Source organism: Natronomonas marina (assembly GCF_024298905.1).
GTDB classification, from domain to species: Archaea; Halobacteriota; Halobacteria; order Halobacteriales; family Haloarculaceae; genus Natronomonas; species Natronomonas marina.
Genome location: NZ_CP101154.1, coordinates 3735557 through 3756195, shown reverse-complemented (window position 1 = coordinate 3756195; position 20639 = coordinate 3735557). Strand labels below are relative to the sequence as shown.

Here is a 20639-nt window from a genome sequence, read left to right as displayed (position 1 = left end):
TCGGCCGCCCCCGGACTGATAAACCAGGGCGTATCTGCGGCAGAACGCTCTTTCGCGTTCTCCGACATCCGGCGGGTATGGGACACCGCCGACGAACCGTTCTCTCGATGCTCGCAGGTGGCGCCGCGGCGCTGGCGCCGGCCGCCGCGGCCGGCGGCGGGTCGGGGTCGATTCGACAGTCGCGCGAGCGGACCGTCGTCGGGTCGCCGGTGACGTTCCGGGGTCCCGAGGGCGTCGCGTGGGAACTGACGGCGTCGCCGCCCGACAGCGACGCCGAACTCCACGACCCGACGGCCCGGACGACGTCGCTCCGGCCCGACGCCCCCGGCCGGTACGTCGTCTCGGCGGTCCTCGAGGACGGCCGGCGAACCGCGGCCTTCCGGGCGGACGAGCGGAGCGCGCTAATCGACCGGTACGCGCCGAAGTTCCACTTCCACCCGGAGACGGAGTACCGACCGACCCGCATCGAGGCGATGCTGGAGCACGCCGAACTCCGCCGGACCGACGACCCGGCCCGGAATCCGCCGATTCCGGGCGGCGACTACCCGCGGGACCGCCTCGAGGACGACCCCCACGACGGCGAGACGGTGGCCGACCCGCCGACGGTGTTCGACCTCGCGGGACGGGACGACTCCCACTACCTCCACCTCCCCGAGGAGCGCGACGCCTACTCCACCTACCAGAAGTCGTACCCGCCGACCATCTACGCCAGCGTCACCGAGACGACGTTTCGGGGCGAGACCTACACGGCGGTCGTCTACTGGCCGTTTCTCGTCTTCGACCCCAAGCACGGGCTGGCTTCGTTCTTCGAACACCAGGCCGACCTCGAGAGCGTCGTCGTCCTCGTCGGCGAGGACGGCCCCGAGTGGTTCGCGGCCGCACAGCACGGCTACGGGGAGTTCCGCCGCTGGGCGGCCGCGCCGACGGACGGAACCCACCCCGAGGTGTACGTCGAGCGGGGCGCCCACGCCAGCCTGCTGCGGAACTCGAGTCGCTACGACGGCGACGGCTTCCTCCTGCAGGGCTACTACGTCGGCGACGCCTCGCCGTTCTCGGCGGGGGCCGAGACCGACCCCGTCCTGTCGCTTCTACACACCGACGAGACGGGCAGCGCGGAGGTGTGGGCGCCCGACGGCGACGGCGACACCGCCTACCAGCTCGTCCCGCTGGTCGGCAACGAGGTGTGGGCAAGCTACGAGGGCGGCTTTGCCGCCGATCCGGGCGGAATCACGGGTCCCCACCAGCGCGACCAGTACGTCGACCCCGGCGGCTGGATAGCCGACCGGCCCTTCCCCGATTACGAACACGTCGACGCGACCGGGGAGGTCTATGCCGCTACGGTCGAGGCCGGTGCGCTGACCGCCACCGTCGGCGTGAAGAACTGGGGTCCGAAGCCGCACCCCTACTGGGCGACGATCGAGGCGAAACCCCCCGGTGCCGACTGGAGCGACGCCCGACTGCTCGCCGACGAGCGGTTCCGCGTCGGCACCGACCGCGAGGCGTTCGCCGAGGTCGCCGCCGGCGGCCGCCGGGTCGGCAACACCGAGGAGACCCGACGCGAACTCACCGTCGCGCTCCCGGCGGGCTACGACGACGAGTGGGACCTCCGCCTGCAGGTGTGGAGCTACCGTGCCGGCGTCCGGACGGAGCAGGACTTCCACGACGAGGTGTCGATAGAGCCGGTCGCCGCCCCCTCGGTTCCCGGGACGGGCGGGTGAGGCGAACGCCGCCAGTCCGGGGGCCGGCGTGGCCGCCGCTGGCGGGTCTGACGTCGCATCGGAGGTGGAGCGCCGAGGGTGAGATTTGAACTCACGAGTCCTGACGGACAGTTGCTCTCGAAGCAACCGCCTTGGCCGGGCTAGGCTACCTCGGCTCGGTTCACCCTCGGAGGCTATCGAGTTTATGCGTTTCGATACGGCGGGGGCGGGTCAGTCGTCGGCGGGTGCGACGCCGCCGGTCGCACCGTAGCCGGCGTCGGCGGTCACGCTCGCCGGTTCGTCGGCGACGTAGCGGATCACCAGGAAGCCGAAGACGTACTTGGCGACGATGTCGAGACCGCTGTAGGCCCACGACGTGACGCCGACCGGCAGCAGCGCCAGCCCCTCGACGCCCAGCGCCCACACGACGGGGTAGGCCAGCCACATGACCACGGTCAGGTACTTCAGCGTCCCGAAGACGTCGTCCGTGCCGGTCTCGGCGGCGTCGGCCGGCCACTCGACGAGCAGGACGTACAGGACGACGACGAAGAACGTACAGGACATCCCGAACCAGAACCACCGCAGCGCCAGACTCGAGGTCGTCAGCGCGGCCGCCAGGCCGGTGACGCACATCGCTATGTCGAAGACGATGGCGGTGAACAGTTTCGTGAGGTTCGACCCCGCCAGCAACCCGAGCGCCAGCAGGATGGCCGGCGTCGACAGCGCCCAGGTGAGGTACCGGCCCCACAGCGAGACGACGCCCTCGGCGCCGCCGACGGTCACGTAGGCGCCGTCGACGGCGGGGTGGCCGGGCGGCATCTCGAGGATGCCGGTGGTGAGCCCCGACGCCAGACCGGTGTAACTCGCAAGCGAGACGACCGGGACCACGAGCGTCGCGGCGACGATGAGTTTCGCCCGCGGGTCCTCCAGACCCCGCGCCATCCAGACGAAAAGCAGTATCGACAGCCCCGCCAGCGCGATGTTCGCGTACAACGAACTCGCCAGCAGCGTGTCTCCGAGGACGTACTCGAATATCTCTCGCTGGCTGGCCGCCTCCTGAAGCGGTACGAACGCGGTCGCCGGTAGTGTGGACATACGCTAGGGCTTGGTGCGGGAGTCCATTAAGTAAGGACCCCAATAAATGGGGTACGACCCCCGGCTCGCGGGACCGCGCGGCCGTTCGACGGCCGACCCCGGACCCCTGACGGTACCTGCTCGCCGACGTCCGTATCAGCCCTCGCTGCGGGCGACCGTGACCGGCACCGACGACCGCCGGACGACCGTCTCGGCGACGCTGCCCAGCAGGACCCGCGAGATGCCCTCGCGGCCGTGGCTGCCGACGACGACGTGGTCGAAGCCGTTCTCGTCGGCGTACTCGACGATGGTCCGGGCGGGCCGTCCGACCGTCGAGTCGGTCTCGATGTCGTACCCGTCGGCGGTCGCTCCCTCCGTGGCCTCCTCGAGGACGGCTTCGGCCTCCTCCTGGGCCGTCGAGAGCCAGTCGTCGGCGCTGCCCGGACCCCAGGTCGTCGCGCCGTCGACCGGGTCGATGACGTACAGCGCGGTTATCGCCTCGTCGCCGAACTGCTCGAGGGCGTACTCGAGGGCGACGTCGGCCGGGCCGGAACCGTCTATCGGGACGAGTATCTTCATGCCTGCCCGTTCCGCGCCCGGACGGATAAACCCGGGAGACGGTTCCCGGCCAGCAGGTAGTTCCTCGGACGGAACGGGACCCACCGTGACGGTCGGCGGAACCGCGCCCCCACGACATCCGCCGAGTGCCGGTTAATGAACCGGATGTGACATCCTCCTCGCCGTGAACGGCGAGGCGTCCCGTCCCGCAGGGTGGGATATTTGCTGGTCTACGATACGGCCTGTTCTCTCGTGGTGAACGTCCCGCTCTCGCGGTCGAACAGGCGTACCGATGGCTGTGCCACACAGCCGTTACTCCTATCCTCGCCGTGAGGACTCGGAGTTATCTTCTGCCGCATATTCTCCGCCCCGTTACAATCCGCGTTCGCTACCAACTCACACGACGAGCAAACGTACAGGCCGCGTTCGACACGGTTCGACTTCGTGTCGTCACCACATCGTGAGCAGGTCTTACTGGTGTCCCACTCGCTCTCTTTCAGCACCTCGACGCCACGTATCTCGCCTTTGTATTCGAGGTACTGGTAGATGCGGTCGAACGCCCACGAGTGCAGTTTCTTGTTGCCGGTCTTTCCCCAGTCGGACTCTCGTACGTCTTCGGGCCAACTCACCGCGAGCGTTCCTACGTTCCGCTCGACACACTCGGTGATGATGGTATCCGTAAGCGCGTGGTAGAAATGCGTCTCGCGGTCGGCGAGTTTCCGACGTGCCCACATCGACTTCTTCGAGGGGCCGTTCTTACCCTCAGTGTCGTACTCTGCTCGGGTGAAGTAGTGCTTGTCTTCTGTGAGCGTGTTTCCGGGGTAGAGGATGTATTCGTCAGGGAACGCAACCGTGGCGATGTTCGTGATGCCGAGGTCGATACCTGCCACTCCATCGCCTGCCGAGTCGTTCGTTTTGAGACTGACTTTGCAGACGAAGTGCAGTTCCCACTCATCACCGTTCCAGACGGCGCGAACGTTCTGCACTCGGGTGACGTCTGCAAGGTCAACGTCGGGGCGCGTCTGGTACTCGCAGAGCAGGAAGTCCGACCAATACTCTTTGAGGTTCGAGCCTTTCGAGAGGCGGACGCGGTTGTTCTCGGGGTCGTGTTTGAACCCGTCTGCTTTGAACGTGACCGTACTCTTGGGGCGTGTGTCGCCGTGTTTGCGGTAGCCGGGTGGATTCGCTTCTGGGTGTTTCTGTCGCAGGTCGAACCACGACTGGAAAGCGTCAGAAAGTTCTTCGATGACTTTCTGACTGGATTGTGCGTTCAAGTCTTTCCAGCACGACTGGTTCTTCATGTACGATTTCAGCACGGCTTCGTCCGGGATTTCGCCGGTTGCGTCCCAGATGCGGTCGGCTGTCCAGCGTGCGACGTTCCAGATTTTTGAAGCGGAGTCTCCGAGCGAGTCGAGGCCATCGCAGACCTGTCGGTGGTTCTGGATGGAACCAACGTAGGTGCGCGTGACCTCAATCGCCATACATAGCCTATATAGAGTAACCAACTTAATCGTGTGGATGAACGTGGAATATCCGGCCTCTCATCGGCGGTGGTCGGCGTCCGCGTTGTCGGATTCACTCCCACCGTAAACGGCGGGATTCCCTCCTCGTTAAAAGATAGCCGAACGCGATACGTAGTTTTTTAACCGTCCCGGAACACTCCATCCACATCCGATGAGTTGTGAGACTTCCCTCCAGGGGTGGGCGACGAGCGCCGCTCTTCCGGTTCCCGCCCCCTTCGCTTGCGATTCCCGTACCACCCCCGAACGCGCCCCGCCGACGGAGGCGCCGTGAGACCGCTCGCGGTCCTCGTCGGCTGTCTGCTCGTCGCGGCGGCGATCCCCGGCGCCGTCGTCGGCCAGGACGTGGTGAGCGGGTCGCCCGACATCTCCGTCCACGTCGCCGACGACGAACTCGCCGTGGGGCAGTCGACGGTCGAACTCCAGCTCGTCAACCGCGGCGAACTGCAGGCCGGCAGCAGTGACGACCGGCCGACCGTCGCCACCGGCGTCACCGTCTCCGCCAGCGGCGAGGGACCGATAACCGTCGAGACCGACACGGTGGCGACCGGCGCCGTCACCACCCGAGCGCCCGCGACGGCGCCGATCCGGGTCACCGTCCCCGAGGACGTCGAACCCGGCACCTACGACCTCGACGTCGAAGTGAGCTACGCCTACACCGGGACGATCATCCGGCCGAACGGCGGCACCGTCGAGAAGCGGGCAACCGAACGGTTCGACGTGACGCTCCGGGTTCCCGACGAACCGCGCTTTGCGGTCACCGACGTCGAGACCGACGCACAGGTCGGCGGCGACGGCTCGCTGTTCGTCACCCTCCGCAACGAGGGGACCGAGTCGGCGACCGACGCCCGCGTCGGCGTCCGGTCGACCTCCAGCGGGGCCGCCGTCGGCAGCGGCCAGGGCGAGGCCCCGACGCGGGCCTTCGCCGGCACGCTCGACCCCGGCGAATCGACGACGCTGGAGTACGACGCCAGCGTCTCGGCTCCCGAGCGGTTCAGCGCCGAGGCCACCGTCACCTACGAGAACGCCGACGGCCTGACCCGACAGTCCGACACTATCGCCTTCGGCGTCGAGCCGCGGGCCGAACAGACGTTCAGCGTCGACGACGTCGAGACGACGCTGTCGGTCGGGAGCCGCGGGAACCTGACCGGCGTCGTCACGAACGAGGGACCGACTACCGTCGACGACGCGGTGCTGGTCGCGACGACCGGCAGCAACCGGATCGACCTCGGGGAGGGCCAGTACGCGCTGCCCGACCTGGAGCCCGGCGAGTCCGCGACCTTCAGCTACGACGCCGAGGTGAGCGGGCAGGCCGACCCCGGTCCCCGCCAGTTCGGTTTCGTCGTCGAGTACACCAGCGGCGGGGCCGACGCCCGCAGCGACCGCCAGACCGCCCGCGTCGACGTCGCGCCCCCGCAGCCGGACTTCGAGATCGACGCCGCCGAGACCCTCGAGGCCGGCAGTTCGACGACGCTGACCGTCGAGGTGACGAACAACCGCGAGGAGACGCTGTCGGACATCACGGCGAACCTCTACGCCGACAGCCCGCTGCGGACGGGCACCGACGAGTCGTTCGTCGACGAACTCGGGCCGGGCGAGAGCACGACCGTCGAGTTCGAACTCTCGGTGGCCGGCAGCGCCATGCCGAACACCTACGCCGTCGAGATGGACTTCCAGTACACCGATTCGCGGGGCGACGACCAGATCTCGGAGGTGTACCAGGAACCCATCGAGGTGACCGAATCCAGCAGTGACGGCGACGGCTCGCTGTCGCCGCTGCTCGTCGTGGTGGCCGTCGGGCTGGTACTGCTCGTCGGGCGTCGGCGGCGATGAGCGACGACACGGACCAGCCAATCGTCGAGCGGGTCGACCGCTTCGTCGTCGACCGGCCGCTGCTCGTCGTCGCCGCGTTCCTCGTCGTGAGCGCGGCCCTGGCACCCGGTCTCACGATGATATCGACGCAGGCCGAGACCGACCAGTTCACCGAGGACGTCGAGGCCCAGCAGGCCCAGGAGAACATCGAAGAGGAGTTCGGGACCTCGATAGGGAACGCCCCCACATCGGGCACGCTGATACTCCAGGACAGCAACGTCCTGTCGCGGCCGACGCTGGTTCGCATCCTAGAGACCCAGCACCGCCTCGAGACCAACAGCCGGCTGCGGATCGCGTCGACGACCAGCCACGCGAGCGGCATCGCCAGACAGCTCGACCCGAGCGCGGAGACGCCGCTGGAGCAGCGCCGCGCCGTCGAGGCGGCGACCGACGGCGAACTCCGGGCGGCCATCGACGCGGCCGACGAGCGCGGACTCGGCGCCCAGCTGTCGACCGACTACAACCCGAACGCCCAGCGCGCGACCGGCAGCATCGTCGGCATCACCTACGACCTGCCGGCCTCGGCCTCGACCGCGGAGGTGGCGACGCTGCAGGAGCGGACCATCGACGTGATCGACTCCGTCGAGGGCAACGAGGCCGGTGACAACGCTATCCTCTTCGGACAGGGCGTCATCCAAAACGAGTTCAACGCGCTGTTGACCGACACCGCGATCATCGTCTTCCCCGCGACGGTGATATTCCTCTTCGGGTTCCTGCTCCTTGCCTACCGGGACCCCGTCGACATGTTCCTCGGGCTCGGCTCGCTGGCCGTCGTCTTGGTCTGGACCTTCGGCGTCATGGGCTGGGCCGGCATCCCCTTCTCGAACACGATGGTGCCGCTGTTCCCGCTGTTGCTCGCGGTCGGCATCGACTTCGGCATCCACACCATCAACCGCTACCGCGAGGCGACGCTGGCCGGCGACGACATCGCGCCGGCGATGCGGAAGACGACCGACCAGTTGCTCGTCGCCTTCGCCATCGTGACGATCACCACCGCCATCAGCTTCGCCGCGAACCTCACCAGCCCGCTCGGCTCGCTGCAGGACTTCGGCATCGTCTCCGCCATCGGCATCGTCATCACGTTCGTCGTCTTCGGGCTGTTCCTGCCCGCGACGAAGGTGCTCGCCGACCGCGCTCGCGCCCGGATTCCGTACTTCCCGGAGTTCGGATCGACGCCGCTGGGAAGCGAGGGGTCGCTGATGGGGCGGGTCCTCGAGAGCAGCGTCTCGCTGGCGCGGATCGCCCCCGCGGTCGTCGTCGTGGTCGCCGTCGTCGGTGGCGGCGGTGCCGCGGTCTACGGTACCGGCGTCGACGCGGAGTTCTCACAGGAGATCTTCTTCCCCGACGAGGACCGCGTCGAGGCATACCAAGCGCTGCCGGAACCGCTCGCGCCGACGGAGTACACATTCACGAAGACCATCCGTCTCTTCGAGGAGGAGTTCGGTGCCCGGCAGTTCAGCACCGTCACGATATACGTCGACGAGTCCGTCCGGGACGACGACTCCCTGGAGATACTCCACCGGGCGACGAGACAGCCGCCGGACTCCTTCCAGCGGGCGGCCGACGGGGACGCCCAGGCCAGCAGCATCGTGACGGTCATCCAGTCGCGGGCCGACCGGGACCCCGAGTTCGCCGCGCTGGTCGCGCGCAACGACCGCACCGGCAACGGCGTCCCCGACCAGAACGTCGACCAGGTCTACGACGCGCTCTTGGACTCGCCGGCCCGCTCGCAGGCCCGCAACTACATCGCCGCCGACCGCGGCAGCGCACGCATCGACTTCACGCTGAAGTCCGACGCCACCGACGACGAGATCGTCGCCGACGCCAGGCGCATCGCCGACCGGATGCCGGTCGACGCCGTCGCCACCGGGACGCTCATCGTCAACGCCGCCGTCATCGACGTCATTCTCGAGTCGGCCATCCAGAGCCTCGCCGTCGCGTTCGTGCTGACGGCGGTCTTCCTGGCGCTGTCGTATCGCTTCCTCGAGGGGCGGGCCGTCTACGGGTTCCTCAATCTCCTGCCGGTGCTCGTGACGGTCGCGCTCCTGGCGGCGTCGATGCGCTTCTTCGGCATCGCGCTGTCGCCCATCAACGCGCCGATACTCGGCGTTTCCATCGGGCTGGGCGTCGACTACGCCGTCCACTTCATGCACCGCTTCGTCGACGAGTACACCCCCGGAACGGACGTCTTCGACGCTCTCCGGACGACCATCCAGGGGACCGGCGGCGCGCTGACGGGCAGCATGCTGACGACCGTCTTCGGTCTCGGCGCGCTGTTCTTCGCCATCATCCCGCTCATCCAGGAGTTCGGCCTGCTGCTCGGCCTGGGCGTCTTCTACGCCTACGCCTGCTCCGTGCTGCTGCTGCCGTCGATAATCGTCGTCTGGGAGCGGGCCGCGACCCGGAGCGAGCGGGTCCCGACGCTCGCCTCACCGTGAGGGCCGCTGTCGGGCCGGTCCCGGCGCTCACTGTAGGTGCCGTTCGAGGAAGGCGGCCTGCTCTTGGACGGCACGCTCGAAGGGAGCGCCGTCGTAGACGCCGAAGTGCCCGCAGTCAACTCGGAGAACCTCGGCGTGGTCGAGCCGTCGAGCGAGCCGTTCGGCCGCCGATGGCGGGACGATTCGGTCCTCCCTGGCGACGGTCACGAACAGCGGCGCGTCCACCTCGCTCGCCCTCGAGACCGGCCGGTAGCGCGGCACCTGCAGGGCGACCCGGGCCGGGCAGGCGTTCTCCCAGTCGCTATCTGCGGGCACGATGTCCCGGTAGCCGGCCTCGGCACCGGGCGTGTTCAGCATCGCGAACTCCTCGGGCGGCCCGACGATGGGGACGGTGTGCGGCCCCCGGCGGAACAGCCCCCGGACGGCGTCGACCAGGCCATGTTTCGTCGCCTCCAGCGGGTACTCGACGCCCGAGTTGCGCGCGAGGTGGACGAGTGTCGCCACGCCGTCGACGAACGGTACCTGCGAGCAGACGGCCTCGACGTCGCGTCTGGCGGCCGTCTCGACGACGTGGCCGCCGCTGAAGGAACTGCCCCACAGCGCGACCCGGTCGCCGTCGACCGCCTCGAGGTCGCGGGCGAAGTCGACGGCCGCGAGCCAGTCGGCCCGGTGCCGGAAGGGGTCGATAAGCTGGTGGGTTCCCTCGGAATCGCCGAAGCCGCGGTAGTCGAAGAGCAGCGCGGCGACCCCGGATTCGCGGAACCGGTCGGCGTAGGCCGGCAACCGAAAGTCGCGTTCGGCGCCGAAGCCGTGTGCCATCACGACGACCGGCGGATCCTCGTCGCCGTCGGCGGCGTCCCCGGGGAGCCGGAGTTCGCCGTCCAGCGTCTGCCCCTCGCTGTCGAACTCGACGGAACGGACTGACATACGTTCCAGTCGGGGGCGCGGGACAAAAGGGTTCGCGGCCTACTCGCCCGGTTCCGGTCGGGCGCCGATGGGCACCTCTATCTCCCGGCGCTCGCCGTCCCTGATGACGGTCGCTGGAACGCGGTCGCCCGGGGAGAGTTCCAGCGCCAGCGTCGTCCCGAGGTCGGTGTCGGACTCGATTCGGTTGCCCGCGAGTTCGACGATGACGTCGCCGCCGACGGGGACCGACCGGCCGTCGACGGTCGTCTCGCCGTCGGACCCCTGCAGCGTCTGGCCCTCGGGTCCCGAATCGAGCACCTCGACGACGATGACCCCCCGGACCGCGTCGAGGTCGTTGGCCTCGGCGACGGCGGGCGTGACGGGCCGCAGCGCGATGCCGAGGAACGGGTGTTCGTACTCGCCGGTCTCGACGAGTTCCGGCAGGACCCGGCGGGCCAGGAGTGGCGAGACGGCGAAGCCGACGCTGGTGCCGGCACCGGCGACGGCGATGCCGGTCACCGCGCCGTCGAGCGTGAGCAGCGGGCCGCCGCTGTTGCCGGGGTCGAGACCAGCGTCGGTCTGGACCGTGTTCGGTATCGAGAACCCGCTCGGACTCGGGAGCGCGCGGTCCTTGCCGCTGATGATGCCCGTCGAGACCGACGACTCCAGCCCGAAGGGGCTGCCCAGCGCGACCACCTCGGTCCCGACCGGCGGGATGGTCTCGACGAACCGCAGCGGCGCCGCGTAGTCGGGGACGTCCGTCGACAGCACCGCGAGGTCGGCGTAGACGTCGGTGGCGACGACGCCGGCCTCCCGCCAGTCGCCGTCCTCGAAGCGGACATCCATGGCGTCGGCCTCGCCGGCGACGTGCTGGTTCGTGACGACGTAGCCGTCGTAGACGAAACCGGAGCCGCTGCCCTGCTCGCCCCTGACGAACGTGACCGAGTCGATCCGGTTTCGGTACACCTCGGTGTAGACGGAGCCGCGGTCGCCGCCCGGCGTTTCCCGCTGGATCGGGTCCGGCGACTCGCGCCGGCCGGCCGAACAGCCGGCGAGTCCGGCCGCGACGCCGGCGGCCGCCGCCAGAAATCGGCGGCGCGTTGGCTGAACCATACCACCGCTTGGTGTCCGCGCCGAAAGTGCCTTCGGCTCCCGACCCCGGTGACCCCCGAGGCGATTCGGGGACGGTCCCCGGCGACCGCAAGGCACTTCGAGCCGAGCGGCCGAGGTGGGGTATGGCGCTGTCGCGTCGTCGCCTCCTCGCGCTCGCGGCCGCGGCCGGGTCCGGCTGTATCGAGGACGCCGGCCGGGACTGCCCGGGGTCGACCTACCGACTCCGCCTGCGACCGGCAGCGACGGTCACCGACCCCCTCCCGCTCGACGCCGGGGACCTGTCGACGGCCGCGAACGCCGTCGTCGAGACAGCCATCGACGGCGAGCACGTCGAGACCTGCGTCGCCTGGGACGGCTCTCCCGGGCCGTCGGCGGGGCTGCGCGAGGTCGGCGAGCGGGTCGAGGCCCACGCCGACGTCTCGCTGGCCGGCCGGCGCGAGGACGTCCGCCTCGACGCGGTTCGCGGGGAGTCGGGCTACCGGCTCGAACTCGAAATCGAGACCTGACGGCGGGAGCGGCGGGAGGTTTTTGTCTCGCGGCCCCCGTCCGGAATGTATGGACACCGACGACGACCGGATGGATGTCGAGACCGCGGGCGCCGCGTGTGCGGACATCGTCGACGCCGTCGGCGAGGCGGTCGTCGGCGACGAGCGGTTCTTCGAGCGGCTGCTCGTCGCGCTGCTCTCCCGCGGACACGTCCTCGTCGAGGACGTCCCCGGCACCGGAAAGACGCTGACGGCCCGGACGCTTGCGACCGCACTCGGGCTGGAGTTCTCGCGGGTGCAGTTCACGCCGGACCTGCTGCCGAGCGACGTCACCGGAACCAACGTCTTCGACGAGCGGGACCGGAGCTTCGAGTTCTCCCCCGGCCCGATCTTCGCCAACGTCGTGCTGGCCGACGAGATCAACCGGGCGCCGCCGAAGACCCAGGCCGCGCTGCTGGAGGCCATGGAGGAGCGGCAGGTGACCGTCGACGGCGAGACCCACGAGTTGCCGGAGCCGTTCTTCGTCATCGCGACCCAGAACCCCGTCGAACAGGAAGGGACCTTCCCGCTGCCGGAGGCACAACTGGACCGCTTCGTCGTCGAGACCGCGATGGGCTACCCGGACCTCGACGGCGAGACCGAACTGCTGCGCCGTCGGGCGGGCCGCGCCGAACGGAGCCCGACCGTCGAGGCGGTCGTCGACGAGGCGACGGTCTCGGCGCTCCGGGCGGCCCCCGAGGACGTCCGGGTCGACGAGGACCTCCTGAGCTACGTGGCCGAACTCGGTCGGGCGACCCGCGAGGACAACCGCGTCGAGGTGGGCGTCTCCCCCCGCGGCGTCCAGCGGCTCTTCGAAGCCGCCCGCGCGAAGGCCGTCCTCGAGGGTCGGGCGTTCGTCACGCCGGACGACGTCGCCGACGTCGTCACGCCCGTGTTCGCCCACCGCCTCGTTTTGACCGCCGACGCGACCGTCTCCGGCATCGAGAAGCGGGCCGTCGTCGAGGACGTCCTCGACGCCGCACCCGTGCCGACGGTCGACTGATACTGCCGACTGCACCTACGTGATGCGACCCGGCCAGAAGATAGGTTCTCGTAGAGACTGCTGTATCTGTTTACCGTTTCGACCGAACGCCCTCGTGCGGTCGACCCCGATGACGTACAGCAGTCGCTATCAGCGCATCTCCCGTCGACCATCGCGAAACGATAGTCACGGACCGACAGCCGGCAGTATGTCCCCGGACGACGAATGAGGGTATATAAACGTTCCGGCGGCCTGTCGCGACGACAGGCGTCCACCTGTTTATACGGAGCTGTCGTCCGACCGAACGAGTATGAGTCGAGAAACGACTCGGCGGCGCTTCCTGGCAGGGGGCGCCGCTGCCGCCCTGACCTCCACGGCCGGCTGTACGGGGCTGACGCCCTTCGTCGGCCAGCGTATCGAATCGACCGAAAGCGTCCCCGTCGACGACGTCGACGTCGTTGCCGTCGAGACGTCCCGCGGGAGTGTGACCGTCCGGACCGCCGACCGCGAGGATGTCCACATCGACATCGTCAAACAGTCCAGTTCGGTCACCGCCGACGTGACCGACCTCCAGTTCCGGACCGAACGGCAGGACGGTCGGCTACGGCTGTTCTCGGAATACACCGGCCGGGAGCCGCTGTTCGGCGGCCGACCGTCGATGGACCTGGACGTCGTCCTGCCGGAGTCGGTCGCCCTCGAGGCGGTCGACACCGCGACCGGGTCGATCGACATCGCCGACACGACGGGCGACCTCTCGGTGACCGCCAGCACCGGCTCCGTCGGCGTTCGCGCGGTCGACGGCGATGTCGAGGCCGAGACCAGTACGGGCTCGATCGATCTCCAAGACGTCGACGGGACGGCCGCCGCATCCGCGACCACCGGTTCGGTTGACGTCCGGAACCCCGCCCGTCTCGGCGACGTCACGACGACGACCGGCAGCATCGACGTCGAGGTGCCGGCGATGGACGGCGACGTCTCCGTCGAGGCGACCACCGGCAGCGTCACGGCGGCGCTGGCGTCCGACCTCGACGCCGAACTCGAGGTCACGACGACCACCGGAAGCATCTCGGTCGGCAACGTCGGCCTCGAGGGCGGCCGCCGCGGGGACGACCGCGTCACCGGGACGCTCGGCGACGGCGGCCCGCGGCTGACCGTCGAGACGAGCAACGGCAGCGTGACGCTGGAACGACTGAACTGAACCGACAGCGTGACGCCGGCGCCACTGGACCAGGTCCCCCCGCTCGTCGGAGCCCGACCAGGTATCCAGCCGCAGCCGATCGAGAGGGTGCCGTAGAACTCCTCCCGGGAACTGTTTTCAGGGAGGGATGAATCGAATCCCCACTCCATAGAGCCCACTTTTTACACGACCCGGCGGCGGAGCCGCCGGCCGCGCGGCGGCGTTACCGCCGCGCCTTCCGGTTGCGGGCTTCGCCCGCAATCCGCGGCAAAAACGTGGGGAAAATATGCGCGCGTACTCCTTCCGCGACGCCGTCGGCGTCGCGTCAGTCCGTGCGCGCTACGGCGGCGCAAAGCGCCGCTGCGAACCGCCTCGGGGGCCGTCTCCGAAGGCCCTGCTCGGCGGATGCTGGGCTCCGTGTACGTGGCGGGCTCGTTTCAGTTTCAAGGAGTGAATCGTTCTTCGGGAACGCACGCGCTCGAAAAACGAGACGGGAATACCGGTGAAGACGGGACGGGACAGCGTGGAGGGCCGAACGACGTCGCGGGACGGCGGGGTCGTCACCGCCCGTCGGGGTCGAGGAGGGCGTCGGCGACGGCGGCGTTGGCCTCTCCGAGGAGGTTCGAGAGGTGCAGCGTCACGAGACCGATCAGGGCGCCGACCAGCGAAGCGGCGAGCGCGCGGCCGAGCGTGTCGATGGCGACCGATCCGGCACCGACGCGGACCGCCAGGTGCTCGCCGTAGCCGAACGGGGCGGCGAGGAGACTTCCGGCCAGCGAGAAGCCGGCGACCAGGACGACGAAGACGACGACTCCGACGGCAAAGCGCCACAGCAGGTAGACGGCGCCCGTCCAGGTGAGGCGGCCGAACACCAGTGTCTTCAGGAACTCGACCGGGTCGTCGTCGTCGGGAAACTGCGGGGCGATGTCGGCGCCGAGCAGGCCGCCGGTGAGTCGGCCGTCGGCCCACGCGAGCGTCACGACCGAAAGCAGCGTCACGACCAGCGCGACCGGGCCGGCCAGCGTGAGACTCAGGCCGACGGTCGCCGCCAACCCGACCGTGAGCACGACGAAGTACGCGATTCCGAGCGGGAACGCGAGCAGGTTGTACACGAGGGCACGATACGTCCGCGGTTCGAGGGGGACGCCGAGGAACGACCGAACGGCGTCGCGTGGACTCGTTGCAGTCACGGGGATCACCCACTCGACCGGAGGGCCGGTATCCCCCTAAAACGGGGGCGACGGCTGTCGAGCGACCAGTCCTAAGAAAGATTTATATACAGGTTCGAGGGACTCACGTCCCCTCCAGCGAGTAGAGGATGGCGAGCAGGCCAGCGATGGTGGCGAACAGGACGCCGAGCAGCGCGGCAGCATCCGACAGCGCCGCGACCGGCGCTACCCCGTAGGTGACGAGAAACGGGCCGACGGTGATGCAGGCGATGCCGACCGCGAGGTACAGCATCGGCTCGCTGTCGTTGCGCCGGTAGCCGCGGTAGGCGGTGACGGCGACGACGCTGCCGACCACGGCGGTGAGCAGCGCCGTCGCGAACAGCACGACGGCGGCGTCAACGGCGGCCATGGATCACCCCGAGAATGACGAGCAACCCGAGCAGTTGGCAGGCGGTCGCCAGCAGTTCCTGGGTCGTCGGCGCGACGCCCGGGACGTTAGAGAGGACGAACCGCAGCACCATCGGCACCGTCGTCAGGAGCACCAGCCCGGCCCCGAGGACGAGCATCCCGGTGTCGCCGCCCTCGGTGTAGCCGCGGTAGAGGCGGACCGCGAGGTACAGCGACAGCACCGTTGCGACGACCAGCGCCGCGAACACGAGCAGGACGAGCGTGGGGGCGCCACCGGACGCCTGTGCGACCGGCGCCGTGGCGAGGTCGACGAGGCCGGTCGCTCGCGGCCCGTCGGGGACCGCGAGGGCGACTGCCGCGAACGCGCTCTGTCCCGTCATTTGAATCCCTCGTAGAGTCTGGTGAAGCGGTCGGCTGCCGTCTCCTCCTCGCGGCGCACCTCGACCTCGAGGCCCTCCTCCTCGAACCGGAGGGTGACCTCCCGCAGGGTCGCGGCGTAGACCTTGTAGTGGTGGCCGCCGGGGTCCAGTTCCTGGCGGTCCTCGAGCAGGCCGGCCTCCTGGAGGCGCTCGATCCGCCGGTAGATGGTGGAGGGGTCCGCGCCGCAGGCCTCGCTGAGCACCTCGACTGAGCGGGGCTCCTCGCGGGTCAGCGTCAGGATTCGACGGGAGTAGTCGTCGCCGATGACCTCGACGACGACCTCCTCGTCGGGCGGCTCCTCCCCCATACTCACTCCGGTTCAGAGGGTAGTACATAAATCCCCGGCGTCGCGGGCGTCTCGTCGGTCACGATCGTCACTGAATCGTCGCTCGAGGGGCTCTACCCTTTCGACGAGTTGTCCGCTCGACACCCGTCCCGAACGTTTATGTCCGCAAGCCCGGCAGACACGACCTGGATGCTCGACGCCGTCAGCCGCCCCTCCGGTGCCCACCTGCGGTCGTTCCTCGCGGCCCCCCTCCGGCCGCAGACGTACCTGAACCTGCTGTACCTCGCGCTGGCCTTCCCGCTCGGGGTGTTGTACCTCGTATTCGTCACCATCGGCCTCTCGCTGGGGATAGGACTCGCCATCGTGCTGGTCGGAATCCCCATCCTGGTCGTGGTCGTGGGAGTGACGCTCGGCATCGCCGGCTTCGAGCGCTGGCTGGCAGCACTGCTGCTCGGCGTGGACTTCGGGTCGTCAGACGCCGAAACCGACGGCGAAGCCGGCGACGTCGAGGCTTCCACAGGGTCGACCGCCGACGCCGGGGATGACGAGGAGCCATCGGCGCCACGGCGCGTGCTGTCGGTGCTCGTCGACTCCGGGACCTGGCTGGCGGTGGCGTACCTCCCCGTGAAGTTCGTCCTCGGTGTCGCGGGATTTCTCGTGATGACCGTCCTGCTTTCGACGGCCGTGGCGCTCCTGCTCGCGCCGCTGTACTACCGGCAGCCGGGCGTCTACGTTGGGGTCGTCACCGACCGGCCCGTCGAGTTGCACCCGACGCTGCACCTCGGGTGGAACCGGCTGCTGGTCACGCTGGAGCCGGCCGTCACCGTCGGATCCTGGCGGATTACCCGGCTCTCGGAGGCGGTAGTCGTCGCCGTCGTCGGGGTCGTCCTGTTGCTGGTCGCCCTCCATCTCCTGAACGGGCTGGCGTGGCTGTCGGGTCGGCTGACTCGCTGGATGCTCGGCGACAGTTACGACCTCGCGGGCACCGCCCGTCGCGTGGTGGGCTGACGCCCATACTGACGGACGAACGAGCGGACACGCGGCTCGCGAGAATCGAGCCGTTCGACGGAGCGAACGGTTGGGCGTCCACGCACCGGCTTCAGTTGATCTCGTCTGTCAGTATCAGTCCCGGAGCGCGACGAGCAAAAGGACGCCCCCGAACAGCAGGAAAACGAGCGCGGTCGAGGGCTGGCCGGCGCCGGCCGCCAGGTAGACGCCGAAGGCGACCGCGCCGGCCGCGCTCCCGACCGCCAGGCTGGCGGCCGCGTGGACGAGTTCGTTCCGCCGGGTGGGCGCCTCCCGGCCGACGTGGCCGGCCAGGCCGATGCCGTGGTCGGCGACGTCCCAGGCCGCCACCGCGAGGATGGCACCGCCGACCAGCGGTGCCGCGACCGCGCCGGTCGCCGCCGCCGCGACGAACGCGAGGACGAACGTCACGCCGGCGGCCGAACAGAGGCGCACGGAGACGACCGACAGCGACGCCCCGAGCAGGGCGACGCCGAGCAGGGCGACCGCACCGGACAGGAGCGACCCCGCCGCGAGGAGGGCCGCCGCGAAGCCGCCGAGGCCGACGGCCAGCCCGACCGAAAGGCGGGGCGGTGCCGGTGTCGGCTCGGCGTCGGTCGGCTCCGTCGCCGTGACCTCGTCGGTCTCGTGATCGCCGTCGCCGCCTCCGTCGTCGTCCGCGCGGCTCCCCGCGTCCGTCGTCGTGACGCTCACCCGGACCACCTCCGGCCGGCCCGGTCGCCGGCGACGGCGAACGGCTCCGTCGGCGACCACTCGAGGACGCGGACGCCGCTGGCCCGCAACTCCGCCAGCCGAAGGTCCCGCTCGATGCCGACGACGCGGCCGCCGAGACCCTCGGTAGGGGTCGGGTCGGGCGAGACGACCGTCACGAGGTGGCCCAGCGCGTTCAGCCGCTCGGCGAGGACGAGCGGCGCCCGGTCGACGCAGGGCGAGAACAGCATCACCTGTGCGTCGGCGGGCAGCCGGCGGCGGAACCGCCGCCGCCACAGCCGGGAGACGAACCGGGCGTCGGGATCCGGCGGCGTCGGCGCGAAGCCGGGGTCGGTCACGAGCGCGTCGTGAAGTCGCGCCCGATGCGCCGTGCCGGTGCCGGGCGCGAGCCAGCAGGCCCGCGGCGAGAACGCCGTCGCGCCGACGCGGTCGCCCTTCGACAGCAGGACGTCGGCCAGGTGGCCGGCGGCGTCGACGCTGCGCTCGACGGCGCTTTCGGCCTCCGGCGACGGCGCGACGTAGGCCGCCGTTCGGGCGTCGACCACCAGAACGACCGTCGCCGCCCGTTCCTCGCGGAGTTCCAGCGTCGCCAGTTCGCCCGTCCGGGCCGCCCGGTTCCAGTCCACGCGGGCCTGCGGGTCGCCGCGGCGGTACTCCCGGACGGCGTAGAACTCGATGCCGGACCCGCCCACGTCGGTCGGGACGCGGCCGGCGTACGGCGTGGTCAGTCCCCGCAGCGGCAGGTCCGCCGTCCCCTCGAAGGTTGGGACACACCGGAGCGTGCTCGGGGCGTCGACAGTCGTCTCCCGCTCGTGGACGCCGAGCGGGTCCCGCGCAACGACCCGCAGGTCCTCCCACTCGTGGCTGCCGCGGGAGGCCCGCACGGTGTAGGAAAACGTCGCCGCGTCGCCGCCGCGGAGTGCCGTGGCGTGTCTGGCCGGGCCGTCGACGACCGCCAGCCCGTCGGGTACCTCGTCGACGAGTCGGAGGTCGTACAGCGTCGCTCCCTCGTTCTCGACGGTCACCTCGATCCGGACCTCCTCGTCGGGGTCCGGCGTCTCCGTCTCGACGGTTCGCTCGACCCGAAGCGAGGGCGTCGGCGGGGCGGTCGCCGACCGCACCGCGAGGTAGCCGGCCGCGACACCGGCAGCCAGGACCGGCCCCGGCTCCCGAAAGAGGACGGCGACGCCGACGACGACCAGCGCGGCTCCGCCGAGACCGACCCAGCGGTTCGTCCGGGTCACGGCTCGCGCACCTCCTCGATTGCGGTCAGCGACCGCTCGACGCAGGTCCGGACCATCGACCGTCGACGAAGCAGGTTGCGGACCTGCAGCCGGCGCGGGAGGTCGATCGGCTCGGCGAGATAGCCCGCAGCGACGGGGTCGTCCGTCCAGGTCCCCTCCTCGACCGCGGTCTCGGCGCCTTCGCGGTCGTAGCCGGCGTAGGTGACGAGGACGTCCGCCGCGACGTCCCGGAGCCGCCGCCGGAGTTCGGCCCGGCGCCCGATGCCGAGCTGCCCGCCGGAGCCGAGCGCCGTCTCGACCTCCTCGCCGAGAACCGTCGAGCGGTAGCGCGGCTCCGGGGACTCGATTTCGGCCGTCCACCGGGTCGCCCACCGGCCGGCCAGCGCGTAACGGAGCCCGAACACGACCGCCAGAACGCCGACCGCCGAGACGAACAGGTAGTCGAGCTGGAAAAAGCCCGCGAGCCCGCGCTCGACGAGCGTCAGGGCGCCCACAGCGACGGCGGCGATGCCGAGGAGTGCGAGCCGCCGCATCAGTCCTCCCCGTAGCCGGACTCGATGCGGCGGAGCGTCTCGACGGCCCGCCGTTCCTGCTCGTCGGTCGGTTCGAGACCACCGTACCTGACCGACTCGAAGAGGTCGGTCAGCGCCGCGACGTCCTCGCGGTCCATGCCGGCGTCGACGGCCGCCCGCTCGAACTCCCGGGGCGTGGTCGTCTCCGGCGAGGCGACCGCGAGGGATTCGGTCATCTCTCGCCAGGCGCGGTACACCTCGTTTTCGGCGTCGACGTCGCCGTCGGCGTCGATCCGGTCGGCGGCCGTCCCGGCGACGCGACCGATGGTCTCGGGGGCGTCCTCCGGCAGGTCCTCCGTCGGCTCCTCGGCCGTGCCGGCCCTGTCGCTACCGGTGGCGAGTACCGCGACGACCACGACGGCCAGCGCGACCACCACGAGCAGTGCGAGGAGTAGCGACGGCGACGAGAGGGCCTCGGTGCCGGTCTCGCCGAGACCGCCACCGCCACCCTCCGGGAGATTGCTGCCGTTGGGCGTCGGTCCGCCCTCGGTCGATGTCTGCTGGGGGGCGGCGGAAGACTCCCCGCAGAACGCCAGCCCGCCGTAGACCAGGGCGCCGGGAAGCGCGAGCGCGGCACAGACGGCCAGTCCCGCGAACTTCGACTTCGTCAAGCGGTACGTCGCGGCGAACACCCCGCCGAACACCACGAAGAGCGCCAACAGTGCCGGTGGCTTCTGGAGGAACGGGAAGCAGGTCGAGAAGATGAGCATTTCGCTCGTCGGGTCGGCCGCCTCTCCCACCGCTGGCTTCGGCGTCGGGGTCTCGCCGGGGTCGTCGTCGCCGACACCGGTGTCGCTGCCGCCGCCGAAGCCGGAGCCACCGGGGTCGACCGCCGAATCGAGGGTCGCCGCCGCGAGCGAGAGCGCCACGATGGCCAGGAGGGCTACGAGGAGCGGGAGGGCACGGTCGCGGTCCACGGCCGCCGTTGTGGGCCGATATAAA

The 20639-nt window shown here is 70.0% G+C and carries 20 protein-coding genes and 1 tRNA gene; 7 read left to right on the top strand and 14 right to left on the bottom strand.

The genetic code is table 11. From position 1 onward, the window contains the following. Window positions 1-77 precede the first annotated feature (77 nt). Window positions 78-1718, top strand: coding sequence for a hypothetical protein (locus NLF94_RS19585; protein ID WP_254839323.1), 1641 nt, complete (start codon window positions 78-80; stop codon window positions 1716-1718). Window positions 1719-1788: 70 nt separating this feature from the next. Here the strand turns inward: NLF94_RS19585 and NLF94_RS19580 are convergent. From NLF94_RS19580 to NLF94_RS19565, 4 genes are all read right to left on the bottom strand, one after another. Further along, window positions 1789-1873: transfer RNA gene (locus NLF94_RS19580), tRNA-Ser, on the bottom strand. 55 nt (window positions 1874-1928) lie between these two features. Next, on the bottom strand, window positions 1929-2792 hold the full coding sequence (locus NLF94_RS19575) for a bacteriorhodopsin (protein WP_254839322.1): 864 nt from the start codon (window positions 2790-2792) through the stop codon (window positions 1929-1931). Window positions 2793-2927: 135 nt separating this feature from the next. Next, window positions 2928-3350 carry a universal stress protein gene (locus NLF94_RS19570; RefSeq protein WP_254839321.1) on the bottom strand — a complete coding sequence of 141 codons (423 nt, stop codon included), beginning with the start codon at window positions 3348-3350 and terminating at the stop codon, window positions 2928-2930. Window positions 3351-3559: 209 nt separating this feature from the next. Beyond that, complete coding sequence (locus NLF94_RS19565) at window positions 3560-4810, bottom strand: RNA-guided endonuclease InsQ/TnpB family protein (protein ID WP_254839320.1); 1251 nt, start codon at window positions 4808-4810, stop codon at window positions 3560-3562. A 309-nt stretch (window positions 4811-5119) separates the two neighbouring features. Here NLF94_RS19565 and NLF94_RS19560 point away from each other — a divergent pair, with 309 nt between their 5' ends. After that, entirely contained in the window at window positions 5120-6682 is a 1563-nt protein-coding gene (locus NLF94_RS19560) for a COG1361 S-layer family protein (protein ID WP_254839319.1), read from the top strand. After that, window positions 6679-9159 (top strand): efflux RND transporter permease subunit, encoded by a 2481-nt coding sequence (locus NLF94_RS19555; protein WP_254839318.1) that lies wholly within the window; start codon window positions 6679-6681, stop codon window positions 9157-9159. The genes NLF94_RS19560 and NLF94_RS19555 overlap by 4 nt, the downstream gene beginning before the upstream one ends. A gap of 27 nt (window positions 9160-9186) precedes the next feature. Here NLF94_RS19555 and NLF94_RS19550 read toward each other — a convergent pair whose 3' ends face one another. Together NLF94_RS19550 and NLF94_RS19545 are read right to left on the bottom strand one after the other, a co-directional pair. Further along, window positions 9187-10086, bottom strand: coding sequence for an alpha/beta hydrolase (locus NLF94_RS19550; protein ID WP_254839317.1), 900 nt, complete (start codon window positions 10084-10086; stop codon window positions 9187-9189). A 39-nt stretch (window positions 10087-10125) separates the two neighbouring features. Then, the gene (locus tag NLF94_RS19545; RefSeq protein WP_254839316.1) at window positions 10126-11178 is read right to left on the bottom strand and encodes a S1C family serine protease; all 1053 of its coding nucleotides are present in this window, start codon (window positions 11176-11178) and stop codon (window positions 10126-10128) included. A 122-nt stretch (window positions 11179-11300) separates the two neighbouring features. Here NLF94_RS19545 and NLF94_RS19540 point away from each other — a divergent pair, with 122 nt between their 5' ends. The 3 genes from NLF94_RS19540 to NLF94_RS19530 all read left to right on the top strand — a co-directional run bounded on the left by NLF94_RS19540 (window position 11301) and on the right by NLF94_RS19530 (window position 13882). Next, the gene (locus NLF94_RS19540) at window positions 11301-11684 is read left to right on the top strand and encodes a hypothetical protein (protein WP_254839315.1); all 384 of its coding nucleotides are present in this window, start codon (window positions 11301-11303) and stop codon (window positions 11682-11684) included. A 70-nt stretch (window positions 11685-11754) separates the two neighbouring features. Next, the gene (locus NLF94_RS19535) at window positions 11755-12705 is read left to right on the top strand and encodes an AAA family ATPase (RefSeq protein WP_254841458.1); all 951 of its coding nucleotides are present in this window, start codon (window positions 11755-11757) and stop codon (window positions 12703-12705) included. A 289-nt stretch (window positions 12706-12994) separates the two neighbouring features. Continuing rightward, on the top strand, window positions 12995-13882 hold the full coding sequence (locus NLF94_RS19530) for a DUF4097 family beta strand repeat-containing protein (protein ID WP_254839314.1): 888 nt from the start codon (window positions 12995-12997) through the stop codon (window positions 13880-13882). 539 nt (window positions 13883-14421) lie between these two features. Here the strand turns inward: NLF94_RS19530 and NLF94_RS19525 are convergent. The 4 genes from NLF94_RS19525 to NLF94_RS19510 all read right to left on the bottom strand — a co-directional run bounded on the left by NLF94_RS19525 (window position 14422) and on the right by NLF94_RS19510 (window position 16165). Next, window positions 14422-15051: a sensor domain-containing protein gene (locus NLF94_RS19525; RefSeq protein ID WP_254839313.1), complete on the bottom strand. Its 630-nt coding sequence runs from the start codon at window positions 15049-15051 to the stop codon at window positions 14422-14424. A gap of 103 nt (window positions 15052-15154) precedes the next feature. Further along, window positions 15155-15439, bottom strand: a complete 285-nt coding sequence (locus tag NLF94_RS19520) for a DUF7521 family protein (protein ID WP_254839312.1) — start codon at window positions 15437-15439, stop codon at window positions 15155-15157. Further along, window positions 15426-15818 (bottom strand): hypothetical protein, encoded by a 393-nt coding sequence (locus NLF94_RS19515; RefSeq protein WP_254839311.1) that lies wholly within the window; start codon window positions 15816-15818, stop codon window positions 15426-15428. The genes NLF94_RS19520 and NLF94_RS19515 overlap by 14 nt, the downstream gene beginning before the upstream one ends. Further along, on the bottom strand, window positions 15815-16165 hold the full coding sequence (locus tag NLF94_RS19510; RefSeq protein ID WP_254839310.1) for an ArsR/SmtB family transcription factor: 351 nt from the start codon (window positions 16163-16165) through the stop codon (window positions 15815-15817). The genes NLF94_RS19515 and NLF94_RS19510 overlap by 4 nt, the downstream gene beginning before the upstream one ends. A gap of 168 nt (window positions 16166-16333) precedes the next feature. Between NLF94_RS19510 and NLF94_RS19505 the strand changes: the two genes are divergently transcribed. Further along, the gene (locus NLF94_RS19505) at window positions 16334-17152 is read left to right on the top strand and encodes a sensor domain-containing protein (RefSeq protein ID WP_254839309.1); all 819 of its coding nucleotides are present in this window, start codon (window positions 16334-16336) and stop codon (window positions 17150-17152) included. Between the two features lie 114 nt (window positions 17153-17266). On the opposite strand, the gene NLF94_RS19500 is transcribed toward NLF94_RS19505, so the two are convergent. The 4 genes from NLF94_RS19500 to NLF94_RS19485 are packed head-to-tail and all read right to left on the bottom strand — an operon-like array spanning window position 17267 to window position 20614. Further along, window positions 17267-17863, bottom strand: coding sequence for a DUF7519 family protein (locus tag NLF94_RS19500; RefSeq protein ID WP_254839308.1), 597 nt, complete (start codon window positions 17861-17863; stop codon window positions 17267-17269). Next, window positions 17860-19125: a DUF58 domain-containing protein gene (locus tag NLF94_RS19495; protein WP_254839307.1), complete on the bottom strand. Its 1266-nt coding sequence runs from the start codon at window positions 19123-19125 to the stop codon at window positions 17860-17862. The genes NLF94_RS19500 and NLF94_RS19495 overlap by 4 nt, the downstream gene beginning before the upstream one ends. Beyond that, a complete protein-coding gene (locus tag NLF94_RS19490; RefSeq protein WP_254839306.1) occupies window positions 19122-19658 on the bottom strand; it encodes a DUF7269 family protein in 537 nt (178 codons plus the stop codon). The genes NLF94_RS19495 and NLF94_RS19490 overlap by 4 nt, the downstream gene beginning before the upstream one ends. Continuing rightward, window positions 19658-20614 (bottom strand): DUF4129 domain-containing protein, encoded by a 957-nt coding sequence (locus NLF94_RS19485; RefSeq protein ID WP_254839305.1) that lies wholly within the window; start codon window positions 20612-20614, stop codon window positions 19658-19660. The genes NLF94_RS19490 and NLF94_RS19485 overlap by 1 nt, the downstream gene beginning before the upstream one ends. Between the last annotated feature and the right edge of the window lie 25 nt (window positions 20615-20639).